The organism is Bradyrhizobium cedriense (assembly GCF_054602315.1).
Genome location: NZ_JBTSWB010000002.1, coordinates 944,773 through 960,835, shown reverse-complemented (window position 1 = coordinate 960,835; position 16,063 = coordinate 944,773). Strand labels below are relative to the sequence as shown.

Here is a 16,063-nt window from a genome sequence, read left to right as displayed (position 1 = left end):
CACACTCATCCAGGTCGATCCCGCAGGATCGGTCTCCCTGCGCACGGAGCGGTGAATGACGCGAGTATTGATCACGGGTGGGGCGGGGTTCATCGGATCGCATGCGGCCGATAGCCTTCTAGCCGCCGGCTATGAGGTCAGACTGCTCGACAATCTTTCGCCGCAGGTTCACGGCGGCAACCGTCAGCGCCCCTCCTATCTCGCCGCCGACGCGGAGCTCGTCGTTGGAGACGTGACCGACGCCAACGCTGTCGAACGCGCTCTGCGAGGGACCGATATGGTCCTGCATCTTGCCTCCGCGGTCGGAGTCGGCCAGAGCATGTACGACATCGAACCGTATGTCAGGACCAACGAGGTCGGCACTGCCGTGCTGCTGCAGGCGCTATCAAAGCGTCCCGTCGAGCGGCTGGTGGTGGCTTCCTCGATGAGCATCTATGGCGAAGGCCTTTATCGCAGCGCCGACCAGAGCGTGATCGCTTGCGAGGAGCGGCCGATTGAACAGCTCCGCCGCGGCGACTGGGAATTGCGAGACAAGGCAGGCAATGCTCTCGAACCCGTCCCGACTCCCGAGACCAAGCAGCCTTCGCTGAGCTCGATCTATGCGCTGAACAAATTCGCTCAGGAACGCATGTGCCTGATCACGGGCAAGGCTTACGGCATTGCGACCTTGGCGCTGCGCTTCTTCAACGTGTTCGGACCTCGCCAGGCCCTGTCGAACCCCTACACCGGCGTGCTCGCGATCTTCGCCGCCCGGCTGCTCAATGGTCGACCGCCACTTGTGTTCGAAGACGGCCTTCAGCGCCGCGATTTCGTTCATGTGCATGATGTGGCGCGTGCGTGCCGAATGGCGCTCGAGGTTGATCACGCTCAGGACGTCTTCAACGTCGGTTCGGGCCAGAGCCGCGACATTCTTTCGGTCGCGCAGGATCTCGCCGACGTCATGGGGCGGCCCGACATCCAACCCGAGATCACCCGGAAATACCGCGCAGGTGACATCCGGCACTGCTTCGCCGACATCGGAAAATCTCGCGACGTGCTCGGGTTCGTGCCGCATGTCGCATTCAAGGACGGCCTTGAGGAGCTTGCGAAATACCTCGCCGACCAGATCGCCGACGATCAGGCCGAGCGAGCAACCAGCGAGTTGCTGCAACGAGGATTGGTTGCGTGATGACTGACAACAGACCTGTCCTGATCACCGGAGGCTGCGGCTTCATCGGCTGCAATCTTGCCGACCGGCTCGCCGAACGAGGCGATAACGTGCTGGTACTCGACAATCTTGCCCGCGCTGGGGTGCGTGAGAATGCTCAATGGTTGAAGTCGAGGCACGGTGACCGGGTGACGGTGACCATCGCCGACGTCCGCGAGCCGATTCCCGTCATCGACGCCGTGCGCGAAGCCCGTGCGGTTCTGCACTTGGCTGCGCAGGTCGCCGTCACCGACAGCGTGAGCGATCCCGCTTCCGATTTCGAGATCAATGCGCGCGGTACCCTGAATGTGCTCGAAGCCGTTCGCCTGCACAATCGGCCGGCGCCGGTCATCTTCGCATCGACCAACAAGGTGTACGGCCGCCTGATCGACGACAACGCGATCACGTTGACCGGTCGGCGCTATATGCCTACGGATGATGGCTTGGCTAGCGGCGTTTCCGAAGGCACGCCGCTCGATTTCTATAGCCCCTATGGTTGCTCCAAAGGGACGGCGGACCAGTACGTTCACGATTACGCCCGCGTGTTCGGCCTTCGCACCGTCGTGATGCGCATGAGCTGCATCTACGGCCCGCGTCAGTTCGGCACCGAGGATCAAGGCTGGATTGCGCACTTTCTGCTGAGCGCGCTTCGCGGCAATCCGCTCACGATTTATGGTGACGGCAAGCAAGTTCGCGACGCGCTCCATGTCTCGGATGCTGTCAGCGCCTGGCTTACGGCGCTCGACCGCATGGAGTTGGTCCGCGGACGCGTGTTCAATCTCGGCGGGGGTCCGCGCAATGCGATCAGCCTGCTGGAATTGATCGACCAGATCGGCGACCTGACAGGCCGAGGCGTTGCCTATGATTTTGCCGATTGGCGTCCCGGTGATCAACCCTGGTACGTCACGGATACAACCGCCTTGTCCACTGCTGTTGGTTGGGTGCCGCAGGTTGAGATCGCCGAAGGCCTCCGCTCGCTCCACACCTGGCTGCACAGCCGATTCGGATCGTCGGACAGCAGCCGCGAGGCCCTGGCATGACGCGGGTCGCCCTCATCAATCCCAACTGGGAGTTCGGCGGCAGCATTTATTTCGGCTGCCGATCGCCTCACTTGCCGCTCGAGCTTGGTATTTCCGAGCATCACTTGAAGGCGGCCGGCCATGAGACGCTGCTGATCGACGCGCACATGTTCGATCTGGCGCTCACCGACATCAAAGCCGAGCTGCGCGCGTTCGGTCCAGATCTGGTCGTGATTACCACAGCCCCAACCTATCTGTTCTGGCGTTGCGCACCCCCTGAGCTTCGCGTGCCACAGCAGCTCGCGCTCGCGGTTCGAGACCTCGCACCGGTCCTGGTTGCGGTCGGCCCTCACGGCTCGACCACACCAAAGGCGGCGTTGAAGAAACTCGGCGTCGACATTGTGGTCATGGGCGAATGCGAGATCTCGTTGCTCCGCCTGGCCAGCGGCGAACGCGACTTTGGCGGCCTTTGCTTTGCAGACGGAGCTTCCATCCGGGTCAATGGTGGCCCGCAGGCTGCCCGCTTTACGGAACAGCCGCCGCTACGCTGGCCGGACGAGATGATCCGCCGACATCATCACCACCATCACCGATTTGAAGCCGAGCCGCTGGCTCCCGGTGCCGAGGTTGAGGCATCCAGAGGCTGCCCCTATAGCTGCACCTTCTGCGCCAAGGACAACTTCCGCAACGCCTATCGCAAGCGCCCGCCCGCCGTCATTCTCGATGAGATTGACAATCTCCGCCGTCAAGGCGTCGAGTATGTCTATTTCATCGACGAGATCTTTCTGCCGAACGCCGAGCTGCTGCAGGAGCTGACGACGCGTGGGCTGAAGTTCGGCGTGCAGACGCGGATCGACCTCTGGAAGCCTGATATGCTCGCCCTGCTCGGCCGCGCCGGCTGCGTGTCGATCGAAGCCGGGATCGAGAGCCTCACCGTCGAAGGACGCGCCGCCCTCGCCAAGAATTGCAGGATGAGTACCGATCAGCTGGCCGAGCGGCTGTCCGAGGCGCGCCGTCACGTTCCCTTCGTGCAGGCCAACCTGATTGAAATGCCCGAGGACGACGATCCGGTCGTGCAGCGCTGGCGCCGCCAGATGCAGGACGCGGGGGTCTGGGCCAACGACCCCGTGCCGCTCTATCCCTATCCGGGATCTCCGGACTACCGCAAATTGTGGGGCGAGCCTGACGACTTTGCCTGGGAGCGCGCGCATCAACACTACCTTGCGATGTTCGACCGGTTCAGCGACGTCCAGAACGATCGCCCGGTCCCGCTCGATGCGCTCGAACTCCAGGTGGCGCCATGAGCCTCCGTTCGAACATCAGGCTCCTGATGACTACCGACACGGTGGGAGGCGTGTGGACCTATTCCTGCGGTCTCGCCTCCGACCTCGCAAACGCTGGTGTCGACGTCGCCTTGGTGACGATGGGTCCACGCGCGCGGACAGGCGAGCGGGACCGGCTGCAGCGGTCCCGCGTGCGCCTGATCGAGACGGATCTCGCACTCGAGTGGCAGGATCCAGAAGGCCGGAATGTTGCTGACGCGAGCCGCCTGCTGGCGAGCCTCGAAGCCGAGCTCAGGCCGAACGTCGTTCACCTCAATAGCTTCCGCGAAGCGTCATTCGGCTGGCGCGCGCCAACGGTGCTCGTCGCGCATTCCTGCGTCAATTCCTGGGCGCGAGCCTGCCGGGACACGGCGTGGCTTGAGGAGCCGCGGTGGCGCCTCTACACCGAGCGAGTTGCTGCGGCTCTCGAGGAGGCGCAGGCCTGGGTGTGCCCCAGTCAAGCCTTCCACGACGTGATGAGCGAGATATACCGTCCTCGCTCCAGAGGCACGGTGATCTGGAACGGGATTGCACCGGGCGATTTCGTCGGACGAAAACAGGACGTGATCCTGTCGGCCGGACGGCTCTGGGACCGCGCCAAGAATATCCAATCTCTCGCGGCAGCGGCGCATGGACTGGCCTGGCCGGTAGAGGTCGCGGGCGACGCCGATGCAAGCCCGTCCGTCTCTATTAGGTGGCTTGGGCACTTGCCGTCCGAGGCCATTCACTCCCGCCTGCGGCATACTGCAATTTTCGTCAGCCCGGCGCTCTACGAGCCGTTCGGCCTGTCTGTCCTGGAGGCCGCGGCAGCCGGCTGCGCGCTCGTCCTGTCGGACATCCCGACGTTCAGGGAGCTTTGGAACGGAGCCGCCTTATTCGTCGATCCGGCCGACGCCGATGCGCTGCATCGAGCGCTCGCCGGCCTCTGCGCCGACGCGCGCGAGCGCTCGCGGCTGCAGCGTGCCGCCTATGAGCATTCCCTGACCTATTCGCAGGCGCGAATGACCAGCGCATATATGAAGCTTTATGAGGGTCTGCTCTCATCGCATAGCGCCATGACCCGAGAAGACCAGATTGAGGTGCGGGCATGAGATGCACCCTGTTCTATCATGCGTTCACCTCGTGCTGGAACAATGGCAACGCACACTTTCTCCGCGGCTACGCGCGCGAGCTGCACGCGCTGGGTCATGAGGTCGTCGTATTCGAGCCGATCGACGGCTGGAGCCGATTGAATGCCATACGAGAAGGCGGTCTGCACGCCCTGGACGACATCCCGGCGCTGCTACCCGGGATCGATATCCGCCGCTATGACGCCTTCCTCGACCTCGATGAGGCCACCGACGGCGCCGATCTTGTGATCGTTCACGAGTGGAATTCCCCCGATCTTATCGCGCAGCTCGGGCGCAGGCGGGCGCAAGGGGCTCCCTACACGCTTCTATTTCACGATACCCACCATCGCGCGGTCAGCGCGCCCCACGAACTTGCGCAGTTCAACCTCGACGGGTTCGATGGCGTGCTTGCCTTCGGTGAGGTGCTTCGGCAGATCTACCTGAAGCTCGGATGGGCGGGGCGCGTCTTTACCTGGCACGAGGCGGCGGATACCGCTCTGTACCATCCGCTGCCGGACATCGCGCGCACCGACGATCTGATCTGGATCGGCAATTGGGGCGATGGCGAGCGCGGCGCCGAGCTCAACGAGTTCCTGGTCGAACCGGTGGCGGCATTGAAACTCCGGGCGAGCATCTATGGTGTTCGCTACTCGGACGCTGCTCTCGAGACGATCCGGGCGGCCGGCATCCGATATGGCGGCTGGCTGCCGGCACATTGGGCTCCCGCGGCCTTTGCCAGCGCACGCGCGACGGTGCATGTGCCACGGGGGCCCTATGTCCATTCTCTTCCGGGCATACCCACCATCCGCGTGTTCGAAGCGATGGCGTGCGGCATCCCCTTGGTCTCTGCGCCGTGGTCCGATGCAGAGGGGCTATTCCCCGAGGGCGCCTACCTCAGCGTTGGCGATGGACCACAGATGAAACGGGCATTGCGGACCCTCTTGGATGACCACGAGATGTCATCCGCGATGATGCAAACCGGGCTCCGTGTGATCAGCGAAAGGCACACCTGCCGCCATCGCGCGCAACAACTGCTTGACATCGTCGAGGGCATACAGGCCTCGGCCCAGCCGCGGCGCAAGCCAACCATCGGAGCCGTCGCATGAAGATCTGCTTCTTCGGATCGAGCCTCGTATCGTCCTACTGGAACGGCGCCGCGACTTACTATCGCGGCATGCTGAAGGAAATCGCGGCGCTTGGCCACGACGTCACGTTTTTCGAGCCGGACGCATTCGATCGGCAGGCGCATCGCGATATCGACGATCCCCGCTGGGCGCGCGTGGTCGTCTATCCGGCGACGCCGGACGGCTGGCGAATCAGCCTCGAGGCCGCCGCCAAATCCGCGGACATGCTGATCAAGGCCAGCGGCGTCGGCGTGTTCGATGAGGAGCTCGAAACCGCGGCCGCGGCCATTCCGTCGAAAGCGATGCGCATCTACTGGGATGTGGACGCGCCGGCCACGCTCGACGCGATGGAGCAGAACCCCAGGCATCATCTGCGCCGGGCCATTCCCTCATACGAACTGGTGCTGACCTATGGCGGTGGCGAGCCCGTCGTGTCCGCATACCGCGCCATGGGCGCGCGCGATTGCGTGCCGATCTACAATGCGCTCGATCCGGCAACGCACTTCCCTGCACCGCGGATTGAGCGTTACGCCAGCGATCTCAGCCTGCTGGCGAACCGGCTTCCGGATCGCGAGCAGCGCGTCGAACACTTCTTCATCGACGTCGCGCGTCATCTACCGGACCGGTCTTTTGTGCTCGGCGGCTCCGGTTGGGAGACCAAGGAGACGCCGGCCAATCTGCGCAAAGTCGGACACGTCGGCACCGCCGATCACAACGGCTTCTTCGGCTCGGCGCTTGCCACGCTCAACGTCAATCGAGACAGCATGGCACGCTACGGTTTCTCACCACCGACACGCGTGTTTGAAGCGATCGGTGCCGGCGCTTGCCTCATCACCGACCAATGGGGCGGCATCGATTATTTTCTGGAACCGGACAACGAGGTTCTGGTCGCTGCGGACGCGGCAGAAGTGGCGGACCATATCGGCGCTTTGACCCCGGATCGCGCCCGGGCGATCGCCGGCCGCGCACGCGCGCGCATCCTCGCTCACCATACTTACCGGCATCGTGCGCGCCAGTTCAATGAACTCTTCGTCGGAAGCAGCTCACGCATCGAGGCAGCAGAATGAACCTCAACATCGTCGTCATCGGTCTTTCGGTCACATCGTCATGGGGCAATGGTCACGCCACGACCTACCGTGCCCTGATCGAAGCCCTGGCACAGCGGGGCCATCGCGTCAGCTTCCTGGAGCGCGACGTCGCCTGGTACCGGACTCATCGCGATCTGGTCAGCCCCTCGGCGTGGAACGTCCACCTCTATCAATCGCTCAGCGACATTCCATCCCGCTTCGGACCGCTTATCCGCACCGCCGATCTTGTGATCATCGGCTCGTACGTGCCTGATGGAATCGCGATTGCCGAATGGGTGACGAGCGAGGCTCAGGGAATTACCGCCTTCTACGACATCGATACGCCGGTCACGTTGTCTCGCCTCGAGCAGGGGCTGGACTACCTTTCGGCGGCAATGATCCCACGCTTCGACCTGTATCTCTCGTTTACCGGCGGCCCGGTCCCGCAGATGATCGAGGAGAACTACGGCAGCCCGTTGGCGCGAACCCTCTACTGCAGCGCCGACACCAGGCTCTATGCTCCCAGGCAGGCAATGCGGAAATGGTCGCTGGGCTACCTCGGAACCTACAGCGACGACAGGCAGCCCGTGCTCGAGCAATTGCTCCTGGCTCCTGCCCGAGCTCTACCGGCCGAGCAGTTCGTGGTCGCGGGCGCACAATACCCCGAAGACGTCAGCTGGCCCGACAATGTGAGCCGGATCGAGCATCTCACGCCGCAGCAGCATCCGACGTTCTATTCCGAACAACGCTTCACCCTCAATGCGACCCGAAGCGATATGCGCGCCCTGGGCTTCTCCCCGAGCGTTCGCCTGTTCGAAGCCGCGGCCTGTGGCACCCCGATCATCTCGGACCGATGGCCCGGTATCGAGACGATATTCGAGCCGTCGTCCGAAATTCTCATCGCCTCCGAGCCAAAGGAGGTGCTCGAGATACTGCGCGACATGCCGGAGGAACGCCGGCGCACGATTGCCGAGAACGCAAGGCGGCGAGTTCTTGCAGATCACACGTCCGAGCATCGGGCGCAGCAGTTGGAGACATACTATCTCGAGGCTTCCGCGCGCCGTCGTCGGAAATCCAAGAGGCTACCTGAAATCCGGCCGATGCAGGTCGCCGAGCTCTGAAGGGAGAGGACCATGACGTTTCAGACTCGCTTTCGTGCCGCACGCCCGGTCTCGACCGCGTTGATCGCCGGCGGCGCCGGCTTTATCGGCTCGCATCTATGTGACGCGCTCCTGCAGCGCGGTCACAGGGTTATTTGTGTCGACAATTTGTTCACCGGCACGATTGCGAACATTCGGCCCCTGCTCAACCATCCGAATTTTCGCTTCATCGAGCACGACGTGCGTGAGCCCCTGGAGATCGACGAGGCCGTGGATCGGATCTACAGCCTCGCCTGCCCCGCCTCGCCGCGCCATTACCAGAAGGATCCGATCGGCACGATGAACACATGCGTGATCGGGACGATGAACATGCTCGAGCTAGCCCGGCGTAAATCGGCGCGCGTGCTCCAGGCGTCCACCAGCGAGGTGTATGGCGACCCCGAAATTCACCCCCAACCGGAATCTTATCTCGGCAACGTCAATCCGATTGGACCACGCGCCTGTTACGACGAGGGCAAGCGCGCCGCGGAGACATTGATGTTCGACTATCACCGGCAGCACGGGGTCGAGATCAAGGTCGCGCGCATTTTCAACACCTATGGCCCCCGCATGCTCGAAAACGACGGGCGGGTCGTCTCGAACTTCATCGTGCAGGCCCTCCGGGGCGAACCGATCACGATCTACGGCCGCGGGACGCAGACGCGGAGCTTCTGCTTCGTCGACGACCTCGTGCGCGGATTGCAGCTTCTGATGGAGAGCCCGGCGACGGTCACCGGTCCCTGCAACCTGGGAAACCCGCATGAGGTCACGATCGAAGCGATCGCCCGCGAAGTTCTGTCGTACACCCGTTCGGCGTCTCCGCTCCGCTTCGAAGCGCTGCCCAAGGACGATCCCAAGCGTCGCAAGCCCGTCATCGATGTCGCCGAGCGATCGCTGGGATGGCGTCCGCGCGTGCCGCTGAAAGACGGTCTGCAGGCGACGATCGCCTATTTTGCGCTTCGTATTGCGACAGATGCTCCGGCGATAGCCGCGGGCAGGACTGGCCGTACGCCACGCGGACGACTGACCCTTGCGGAGCGCACGTGATGAAGTCTGACAAGACTCGAAAACAACCCCATGCACAGTAGAACGGATCAGCAAACTCAATGACTTGAGGGCCGTCACAATTTCCGGATTACGAAGTCTGCTTGTGGTGCCGGGCAACACAGGAGCATGATCTCGCTCGCTACTTCAACCTTGCCGAAGCCTGATCTGGCCCAGTCAGGCCCGGTCGAGGTCGTGGATGACAGGACGAAGAGGGCCGTCCTTGTCCAATGCGAGCGTTGCCAATGTGATCGGCAGCTTGAATCGCCGCCGCCCTGCACTTCCCGGATTGAGGTAGAGCACACCGTCCCGGGTGCTGATCTGCGCGCGATGGGAATGTCCCGATACCACGATGTCGATGCCGAGATCAGCGGGGACACCCCTCAGTGCGTTGAGGTCATGCAAGATGTAAAAGCCGTGGCCGCCCAGGTGCAAGATTTCAGTCTCAGGATAAGATCTTGCCCATGCACCTTGGTCGACATTCCCCCTGATCGCAGTGACCGGCGCTATTCGGCGAAGCCCCTCAATGACCTCTGGAGCGCCGATGTCACCGGCATGAATGATATGGGACACGCCGGCGAAGCAGCGTTCCACCTCCGGCCTCAGCAGTCCGTGCGTGTCGGAGATCACGCCGATGGTCATCGACATCGCACATCAACCTCTTCGGAGAGCTCTACCGGATCAAACCTCAGTGCAGAAGATCCGAAGGCACCCGGCCGACGACCTCGCCATCCTGGTTGGTCACGAGGATGGCGAAGTGACGCCCTCGAAGTTCGGGCCGCTCTTTCGAAAGGCGTCGTGCAATCTCTTCAGCAACATCCAGCGCCTGAATGTCGTCGGCCAGCTCGGCGCCACCCTCGTCGGTCACTGTCTTGGAATCCACCAAATCGAAATGATAGCGCGGCACGTTCCCCGTCGAGTTTCCGGTCAGGAACGCTCGCTGTCGCAGCTTCGTGGCAAGGTCGGCATCGGGAGGATCGCCTCCCTGCCGGCAGCCAGTCGACGCCGGTGACGTACGAGGCCGGCGGCAAGCAATACGTCGTCACCGTGGACGGCGGTCACGACTCGTTCGGCACCGGGCTCGGCGATTGCGTTCGCGCCTATGCACTGCCGGACCGCACACAATAGCAGGAGCGAACTATGCCGCGCGGCGCCCTCTCCCTCGCGCCGGCCTGCGGGGGGTGCGAAGAGCCTGCGAAGCAGCCACGGCGACGCAAGCCGCAATCCCGAACGTTGCGAGGCCCGCGCTGATCACGCCGGCCGGTGGAAGTTGCTTCCGTGCCAGCCAACCGCCGTCGACCGATCTGCCCTGCGGACCGGCTTCGATCATGGTGCCCTCGCTGCTCTGTGCAGGCCGCGCACGCGACAGCAGGAACTGGAAGGCCGCCCCCAAGACATTCTCGGTGAGCTGCGGAGCCATCGCGTAAGCGGCCTGACCTGCGCGCGCAGGCCAGCCGACTGCGATCTCATCGCGAGGGGCGCGGACGAGGCGAACGAATGTTTCGGCGACGTCCTCCGACTGATAGAGCAGCGGCCCCGGATCGAGCGTGCGACCGGACATGTTGGCGCCATGGACAAAACCCGGCGTATCGACCATCGCCGGAAAGACACCGCAGACGTGGATGCCGGGATGCGCGCGGAGTTCCTGGCGCAGGCTTGCAGTGAAACCGCGCAGACCGAACTTGCTCGCAGTATAGGCCGCGGCGAACGGCGTCGGCGCCCAGCCTCCCAGCGAGATGTTGTTGATCAGGACGCCGCGCTTCTGGCGCAGGAAAATCGGCAGCACCGCGTAGGCGCCATGCATGGTGCCGAGGAGATTGACCTCGATCGTCTGGCGATGAAGGGCGATATCCGCGTCTTGATAGGCCCCGAAAACGCCGGTGCCGGCATTGTTGATCCAGACGTCGATGCCGCCGAAGGCAGCTTCGGCCTGCTTCGCCAATCGCTGCACGGCCGCGGCATCGGTGACATCGGTCGGGATGGCCAACGCCCGGCCGCCCGAGGCCTCGCATTCTGCCGAAAGGCGCGTCAGGATCTCATCACGGCGCGCTGCCAGGATCACGCTTGCACCTTTGCGGGCAAACGCCAGCGCCGTTGCCCGGCCGATGCCGCTGGAAGCGCCGGTGACAACGACACGCGTGCCGGCCATCTGGCCCTGCTCACGTCGCGCAACATCTGCAGGAACAAGCCAGCACAACGATCGCCGCAGGCGCTCGGTGCCATCGGTTTGGAACCAGTCGCCATGCGCGAAGATCACACGCTGCGGGGCGAAGCTCACGAGCCGCTCGGCGGCGGAACGGACCGAGCGGCCGCCGAGGCGCAGCAGAAGACGAAGGTACACGGGCGCCTTGCCGTCCGGCTTGGCAACCCCGAGCAGGTTCGCCGCAGCCTCGTTGGGGGCGCTGAGATGATCGGAGTCGAGGTTCTGTACGAGATCCGTCAGGATCAGCGTTCGGCTGCGCTTGTCGAACAGCTCGATCTCGCAGAACATCGGTGCATTCACCGAAACGGTTTCGAGATCGGTGCTCCATTCCTCGGGCGTGACGTCTCCCAGCTCGCGGTCGATGCGAATCCCTGCCGCGCGAACCTGCCTGCGCTGCGAGAGGCCGCGGGCGACGAACGTCCTCGCTTGCGGCAGTTCCCGTTGCCAGTCGGCGAGGAACATCCAGTGGGCGATATTCGGCGCCAACAAGAATTTTATCGTCCCCAACCGCTCCAGTTCGTGACGCAGCGCCGGGGAATATCGCACCGGCGAATGCAGCACCAGATCACCATTGGACAGCCGCACGACGACCATGCGGATGGGCAATTCCAGACCGGCGGCATTGATTGGCTTGTCATCGACGATCCAGACGTCATCTGTCACCCGAGCGAGGCCGGCGACCGACGAAGCGCTATCGAGACTTTGCATGAGCGGTTTCCATCACGAGACCTTTGCTCAAGCCGCGGGAGCGACGCTCGTTCCTAGGAAGCCGGATTAAGTGCGCGGCCGACCCGCGGGCCTGCTGATGGGGACTGCCTCCAAATGCACGGGAGCATTCGGCATGCCATTTAGCCCAAGCTGTCGCTCGTTCTTGCCGAAGGTGAGCCCGGGCGACCTGGCGTCCAGGATGAAAGCGCTGATGTTGCGCATGCCGCCCGAGATATCGCCGACGCGTGCGAATGCCAGTCAGCAACCGGAGCTAAAGTAGTAAAACATGTCTCGCAGTTTAGAACGTAGCAGCCTCCGTCCCTCACCGCCCGAGTTTTCATGCTGCCGACATCCGAGCCGGATTGCGGCTCGGTAATCGCACCGCCGCAAGCATGCGTCCCCTGGCGATCTCGGGAAAGAAGCGCTGACGGCTGCTGCTCGTTGCCGAATGCATGAGCGGAACGATCATGGCTATGCCATTCTGGCCGCCCGGATGTGAAAGCACGCGAGACGCGACCACGGAGCTGGTCGCGTTGGGGGGTCGGCGCCGTCAGCAATACACGGCTTCCCGGCGGAAGATGTGGGCCGCCATCGCAAAACACACCCTGTGCAGCAGTGATGTGTCGCAGAGCCGTGCAGCAGCTCCCCGGCCAGGCCGGTTTCGTGAGTGATTTCAGGCTGGGCGGCCAATCTGGCTGGGGCGGGAGGGATCGAACCTCCGAATGGCGGAATCAAAATCCGCTGCCTTACCGCTTGGCTACGCCCCATCAGGCGACCGACGGAATGGCGGAAGATCGGGCTACCGCGGATTCTGTCCAGTCGCAGCCGGTCTATAGGGAGAGACGCGGCATTTCAACCGCCCGGAGGGGCAAAATACCGCAGGCCCGGGATCGGCCACGCTTCACTCTTATCACATCGCCCCGCAGCGAGGTCGTTCCCGGCCCCGCCCCGCCTCCGGCCATTGAGACCGCCCCCGTTTCGTGAGAATACGGCGGCAATATCCGTTCTCGGGGAGTGAGCCATGACCTACCGCGCGCCAATTTCTGACATGCTGCTGTCGCTCAACCATGGCGCGGGCCTCAAGGCCGCGGTGGAGGCCGGGCACTATGGCGATTTCGACGCCGACCTCGCCGCCGCCGTCCTGGAGGAAGCCGGTAAGTTCGCTTCGGACGTGCTGGCACCGCTCAACAAGGTGGGCGACGAGCACGGCATCAAGCTCAGCGACGGCAAGGTCACGACCGCGCCGGGCTGGCCGGACGCCTACAAGCGCTGGACCGAGGGCGGCTGGAACGCGGTATCCGGGCCTGAGGATTTCGGCGGCCAGGGCCTGCCGATCGCGATCAATGCAGCCTGCACCGAGATCTGGAGCGCCGCCAACGTCGCCTTCGGCCTCTGCCCGCTGCTGACGGCCTCGGCGATCGAGGCGCTGGACGCGCATGGCAGCGACGAGCTGAAAAAGATCTATCTCGAAAAGCTCGTCTCCGGCGAATGGACCGGCACGATGCAGCTGACCGAGCCGCAGGCCGGCTCCGATGTCGGCGCGCTACGCACCCGCGCCGAGAAGCAGGCCGACGGCACCTATCGCATCAAGGGGACGAAGATCTTCATCACCTATGGCGAGCACGACATGACCGACAACATCGTGCATTTCGTGCTGGCACGCCTGCCCGACGCGCCCGCCGGCACCAAGGGCATCTCGCTGTTCCTCGTGCCGAAGTTCATGGTCAATGCAGACGGCTCGCTCGGACAGCGCAACGACATCTTCGCCTCCGGCGTCGAGCACAAGCTCGGCATGCATGCGTCCCCGACCTGCACCATGACCATGGGCGATCATGGCGGCGCGATCGGCTTTCTCATCGGCGAAGAGAACCAGGGCATGCGCTGCATGTTCACGATGATGAACCAGGCCCGCCTCGGCGTCGGCCTGGAGGGCGTCGGCGTTGCCGACCGCGCCTATCAGCAGGCCTTGTCGTATGCGCAGGAGCGCAAGCAGGGCCGCGCCGTCGGCAAGAAGGGCGACGGCTCGGACGCGATCTTCGTGCATCCCGACGTCAAGCGCATGCTGATGCGGATGCGGGCGCAGACCGCGGCCGCGCGCACCATCTGCTATGCGACCGCGGTTGCGATCGACGTCTCGACGCGCGCCAAGGACCCGAAGGTGCGCGCAGATGCGGCAGCACGCGCGGCACTGCTCACGCCGATGGCCAAGGCCTATTCCACCGACATCGGCAACGAGGTCGCCTATCTCGGCGTGCAGGTGCATGGCGGCATGGGCTTCATCGAGGAGACCGGCGCGGCCCAGCACTATCGCGACGCCCGCATCACCGCGATCTACGAGGGCACCAACGGCATCCAGGCGATCGACCTCGTCACGCGCAAGCTGGCGGCCAATGGCGGCGCGTCTGTGTGGGCGCTGCTCGACGAGCTCTCGGCAACCGTCAGCCAGGTCGAGGCCTCCAACGATCCCGGTTTTGGCACCACGGGCGCGAAGCTGCGCGAGGCGATCGAGGCGCTCACGCGCACCAGCAAATGGCTCCTGGAGCGCGTTGCCGCCGCCCCGAACGAGGCGCTCGCGGGAGCGACGCCCTATCTGCAGCAGTTCGGCTCGACGCTCGGCGGCTGCCTGCTCGCCGCCGAGGCGCTCGCCGCCAAGGCCGACGGCAATGCGGACGCTGCACGTTACGTCACGCTCGCGCGCTTCTTTGCCGAGAACATCACGGTGCAGGCACCCGCGCTCGAACGCACCGTGACGGAGAGCGCGGAGTCGGTCGCGGCCGCGGATGCGGTGCTGCTGGGGTAAGTCGGAGCTGCTCGCCACGACATCGAATGTCTTGCACGAGCCTTCTCCTTAGCTTGCGGAGATTCGGGCTAAGCTCTTCCCCGGCCTCCACAGCACGATGCCCGCCGCGACGAGATCGAGCACGACGCACAGCGCGAACGCCGTGGTGTAATTGCCCGTAAAGCTCCGCACGAGACCGACGATGCCCGGGCCGAAGGCGCTGACGACGCCGCTGATCGATGTGCCCAATCCCATCGCGGCAGCGAAGGCGGTAGAGCCGATCTCGCGCTGGATGATCAAGGGCGGGAACGTGATCATGTTGCCGATCGAGAAGCCGTAGACGGCGCAGCAGGCCAGCAGTACCGTCGGACTCGTGCCTTGGAGAAGCACGAACAAAGCCGCCGCCTGGCTCGTCATCGACGCAGCGCAGGCGAGGCGCGGATCGAGCCGGTCGACGAACAGGCCAAGCGAGAGGCGCCCGACCACCGCCATCGCCGCCATGATGGTGACCGCGAGCCCTGCCGCGGAGCGGCCGATCAGCGGCTCGAGAAAGGTCACCTGGTGAATGATGAATCCCATCTGCGCCAGCAGCGCCATCGCGATCGGCAGCACCATGGTCCAGAACGCAGCGTTGGCGAGCAGCGCCTTGCGCGAATGGCCTGGTGCGGCCGCGCCGCCGGCGATCGGACGTCCGCCCGATTTGAGCGAGATCCCGTCAGGCCAGCCGATGAAGATCACGACCACCGGCAGCACCAGAACCATCATCGCGAGCGTGGCCGCCAGCATCGCGGAACGGAAGCCGATGCTACCGCTCAGCGACAGCAGCAGCGGGACGAGGATGATACCGCCGCAGGTCGCGCCATTGAAGGCAAGGCTGAGCGCGAGCCCGCGGCGCCGCTCGAACCAGGAATTCAGCAGGGTCGCGATCACCACGGTGCCCATGCCGGTCCAGCCGACGGACATCAGCGCGTAAGCAAGATAGAGCTGCCAGGGCGTCTGCATCAGCGCCAGCAGCGCGGTCGAAGCGCCGAGCGCCGACAGGCCGCACAGGATCAGCCAGCGCAGCCCGATGCGCTCGAGCAGATCGTCGGTGAAGATGACGAGCACGGACGTCAGGACGAACGAGAAGGTGCTGGCCGCGGAAATCAGCGTGCCCGGCCAGCCATGGGCGCGCTGGAGCTCGGCAAGATAGACACCCTGGCCGTAAAGACCGAACCCGAACATGAAGAAGGCCATCATGAAGCAGGCCAGCACGACACGCCAGCCGCGATAGTGCGGCGAGGATTCGTCAATCCGGGTTGCGGCAATCATCGATCGAGCAGTCGGCCAAATGGAGCGGGCGCCAGATCGTGCCCCACAACCA

General features: G+C 64.1%; 14 protein-coding genes and 1 tRNA gene. 9 read left to right on the top strand and 6 right to left on the bottom strand.

Features of this window, described 5'->3' with window-relative positions; all coding sequences use genetic code 11:
- Window positions 1-55: 55 nt before the first annotated feature.
- Genes ACYCVF_RS10770 through ACYCVF_RS10735 form a run of 8 tightly spaced genes read left to right on the top strand, consistent with a single transcriptional unit; the run spans window position 56 to window position 9,013 of the window.
- Window positions 56-1,168, top strand: coding sequence for an NAD-dependent epimerase/dehydratase family protein (locus ACYCVF_RS10770; protein WP_459602392.1), 1,113 nt, complete (start codon window positions 56-58; stop codon window positions 1,166-1,168).
- Window positions 1,168-2,226 (top strand): NAD-dependent epimerase/dehydratase family protein, encoded by a 1,059-nt coding sequence (locus ACYCVF_RS10765; protein ID WP_459602390.1) that lies wholly within the window; start codon window positions 1,168-1,170, stop codon window positions 2,224-2,226. Before ACYCVF_RS10770 ends, ACYCVF_RS10765 begins: the two co-directional genes overlap by 1 nt.
- Complete coding sequence (locus tag ACYCVF_RS10760; RefSeq protein WP_459602388.1) at window positions 2,223-3,509, top strand: TIGR04295 family B12-binding domain-containing radical SAM protein; 1,287 nt, start codon at window positions 2,223-2,225, stop codon at window positions 3,507-3,509. Before ACYCVF_RS10765 ends, ACYCVF_RS10760 begins: the two co-directional genes overlap by 4 nt.
- Window positions 3,506-4,618 (top strand): glycosyltransferase family 4 protein, encoded by a 1,113-nt coding sequence (locus ACYCVF_RS10755; RefSeq protein WP_459602386.1) that lies wholly within the window; start codon window positions 3,506-3,508, stop codon window positions 4,616-4,618. The genes ACYCVF_RS10760 and ACYCVF_RS10755 overlap by 4 nt, the downstream gene beginning before the upstream one ends.
- On the top strand, window positions 4,615-5,742 hold the full coding sequence (locus tag ACYCVF_RS10750) for a CgeB family protein (protein ID WP_459606553.1): 1,128 nt from the start codon (window positions 4,615-4,617) through the stop codon (window positions 5,740-5,742). The genes ACYCVF_RS10755 and ACYCVF_RS10750 overlap by 4 nt, the downstream gene beginning before the upstream one ends.
- Window positions 5,739-6,827: a CgeB family protein gene (locus ACYCVF_RS10745; protein ID WP_459602382.1), complete on the top strand. Its 1,089-nt coding sequence runs from the start codon at window positions 5,739-5,741 to the stop codon at window positions 6,825-6,827. Before ACYCVF_RS10750 ends, ACYCVF_RS10745 begins: the two co-directional genes overlap by 4 nt.
- Window positions 6,824-7,948: a CgeB family protein gene (locus ACYCVF_RS10740; protein ID WP_459602380.1), complete on the top strand. Its 1,125-nt coding sequence runs from the start codon at window positions 6,824-6,826 to the stop codon at window positions 7,946-7,948. The genes ACYCVF_RS10745 and ACYCVF_RS10740 overlap by 4 nt, the downstream gene beginning before the upstream one ends.
- A 12-nt stretch (window positions 7,949-7,960) precedes the next feature.
- A complete protein-coding gene (locus ACYCVF_RS10735; RefSeq protein ID WP_459602378.1) occupies window positions 7,961-9,013 on the top strand; it encodes a UDP-glucuronic acid decarboxylase family protein in 1,053 nt (350 codons plus the stop codon).
- A gap of 174 nt (window positions 9,014-9,187) precedes the next feature.
- Here the strand turns inward: ACYCVF_RS10735 and ACYCVF_RS10730 are convergent, their stop codons facing one another.
- The 5 genes from ACYCVF_RS10730 to ACYCVF_RS10710 form a co-directional block, all read right to left on the bottom strand.
- Entirely contained in the window at window positions 9,188-9,658 is a 471-nt protein-coding gene (locus tag ACYCVF_RS10730; protein ID WP_459602376.1) for a metallophosphoesterase family protein, read from the bottom strand.
- 40 nt (window positions 9,659-9,698) lie between these two features.
- Window positions 9,699-9,917 carry a DUF6894 family protein gene (locus tag ACYCVF_RS10725; protein ID WP_459602374.1) on the bottom strand — a complete coding sequence of 73 codons (219 nt, stop codon included), beginning with the start codon at window positions 9,915-9,917 and terminating at the stop codon, window positions 9,699-9,701.
- A gap of 231 nt (window positions 9,918-10,148) precedes the next feature.
- A complete protein-coding gene (locus ACYCVF_RS10720) occupies window positions 10,149-11,921 on the bottom strand; it encodes an SDR family oxidoreductase (protein ID WP_459602372.1) in 1,773 nt (590 codons plus the stop codon).
- Window positions 11,922-12,061: 140 nt separating this feature from the next.
- The gene (locus ACYCVF_RS10715; protein WP_459602370.1) at window positions 12,062-12,523 is read right to left on the bottom strand and encodes an acyl-CoA dehydrogenase family protein; all 462 of its coding nucleotides are present in this window, start codon (window positions 12,521-12,523) and stop codon (window positions 12,062-12,064) included.
- A gap of 90 nt (window positions 12,524-12,613) precedes the next feature.
- Window positions 12,614-12,688, bottom strand: a tRNA-Gln gene (locus ACYCVF_RS10710).
- Window positions 12,689-12,942: 254 nt separating this feature from the next.
- On the opposite strand from ACYCVF_RS10710, the gene ACYCVF_RS10705 reads away from it, so the two are divergent.
- Window positions 12,943-14,721 carry an acyl-CoA dehydrogenase gene (locus ACYCVF_RS10705; protein WP_459602368.1) on the top strand — a complete coding sequence of 593 codons (1,779 nt, stop codon included), beginning with the start codon at window positions 12,943-12,945 and terminating at the stop codon, window positions 14,719-14,721.
- Window positions 14,722-14,769: 48 nt separating this feature from the next.
- Here the strand turns inward: ACYCVF_RS10705 and ACYCVF_RS10700 are convergent, their stop codons facing one another.
- Window positions 14,770-16,011, bottom strand: coding sequence for an MFS transporter (locus ACYCVF_RS10700; RefSeq protein WP_459602366.1), 1,242 nt, complete (start codon window positions 16,009-16,011; stop codon window positions 14,770-14,772).
- Between the last annotated feature and the right edge of the window lie 52 nt (window positions 16,012-16,063).

Excerpts from the sequence above, each read along its gene's own strand:
- ACYCVF_RS10770 (WP_459602392.1), top strand. The coding sequence starts at position 56 with ATGACGCGAGTATTGATCACGGGTGGGGCGGGGTTCATCGGATCGCAT.
- ACYCVF_RS10765 (WP_459602390.1), top strand. The coding sequence starts at position 1,168 with ATGACTGACAACAGACCTGTCCTGATCACCGGAGGCTGCGGCTTCATC.
- ACYCVF_RS10760 (WP_459602388.1), top strand. The coding sequence starts at position 2,223 with ATGACGCGGGTCGCCCTCATCAATCCCAACTGGGAGTTCGGCGGCAGC.
- ACYCVF_RS10755 (WP_459602386.1), top strand. The coding sequence starts at position 3,506 with ATGAGCCTCCGTTCGAACATCAGGCTCCTGATGACTACCGACACGGTG.
- ACYCVF_RS10750 (WP_459606553.1), top strand. The coding sequence starts at position 4,615 with ATGAGATGCACCCTGTTCTATCATGCGTTCACCTCGTGCTGGAACAAT.
- ACYCVF_RS10745 (WP_459602382.1), top strand. The coding sequence starts at position 5,739 with ATGAAGATCTGCTTCTTCGGATCGAGCCTCGTATCGTCCTACTGGAAC.
- ACYCVF_RS10740 (WP_459602380.1), top strand. The coding sequence starts at position 6,824 with ATGAACCTCAACATCGTCGTCATCGGTCTTTCGGTCACATCGTCATGG.
- ACYCVF_RS10735 (WP_459602378.1), top strand. The coding sequence starts at position 7,961 with ATGACGTTTCAGACTCGCTTTCGTGCCGCACGCCCGGTCTCGACCGCG.
- ACYCVF_RS10730 (WP_459602376.1), bottom strand. The coding sequence starts at position 9,658 with ATGTCGATGACCATCGGCGTGATCTCCGACACGCACGGACTGCTGAGG.
- ACYCVF_RS10720 (WP_459602372.1), bottom strand. The coding sequence starts at position 11,921 with ATGCAAAGTCTCGATAGCGCTTCGTCGGTCGCCGGCCTCGCTCGGGTG.
- ACYCVF_RS10705 (WP_459602368.1), top strand. The coding sequence starts at position 12,943 with ATGACCTACCGCGCGCCAATTTCTGACATGCTGCTGTCGCTCAACCAT.
- ACYCVF_RS10700 (WP_459602366.1), bottom strand. The coding sequence starts at position 16,011 with ATGATTGCCGCAACCCGGATTGACGAATCCTCGCCGCACTATCGCGGC.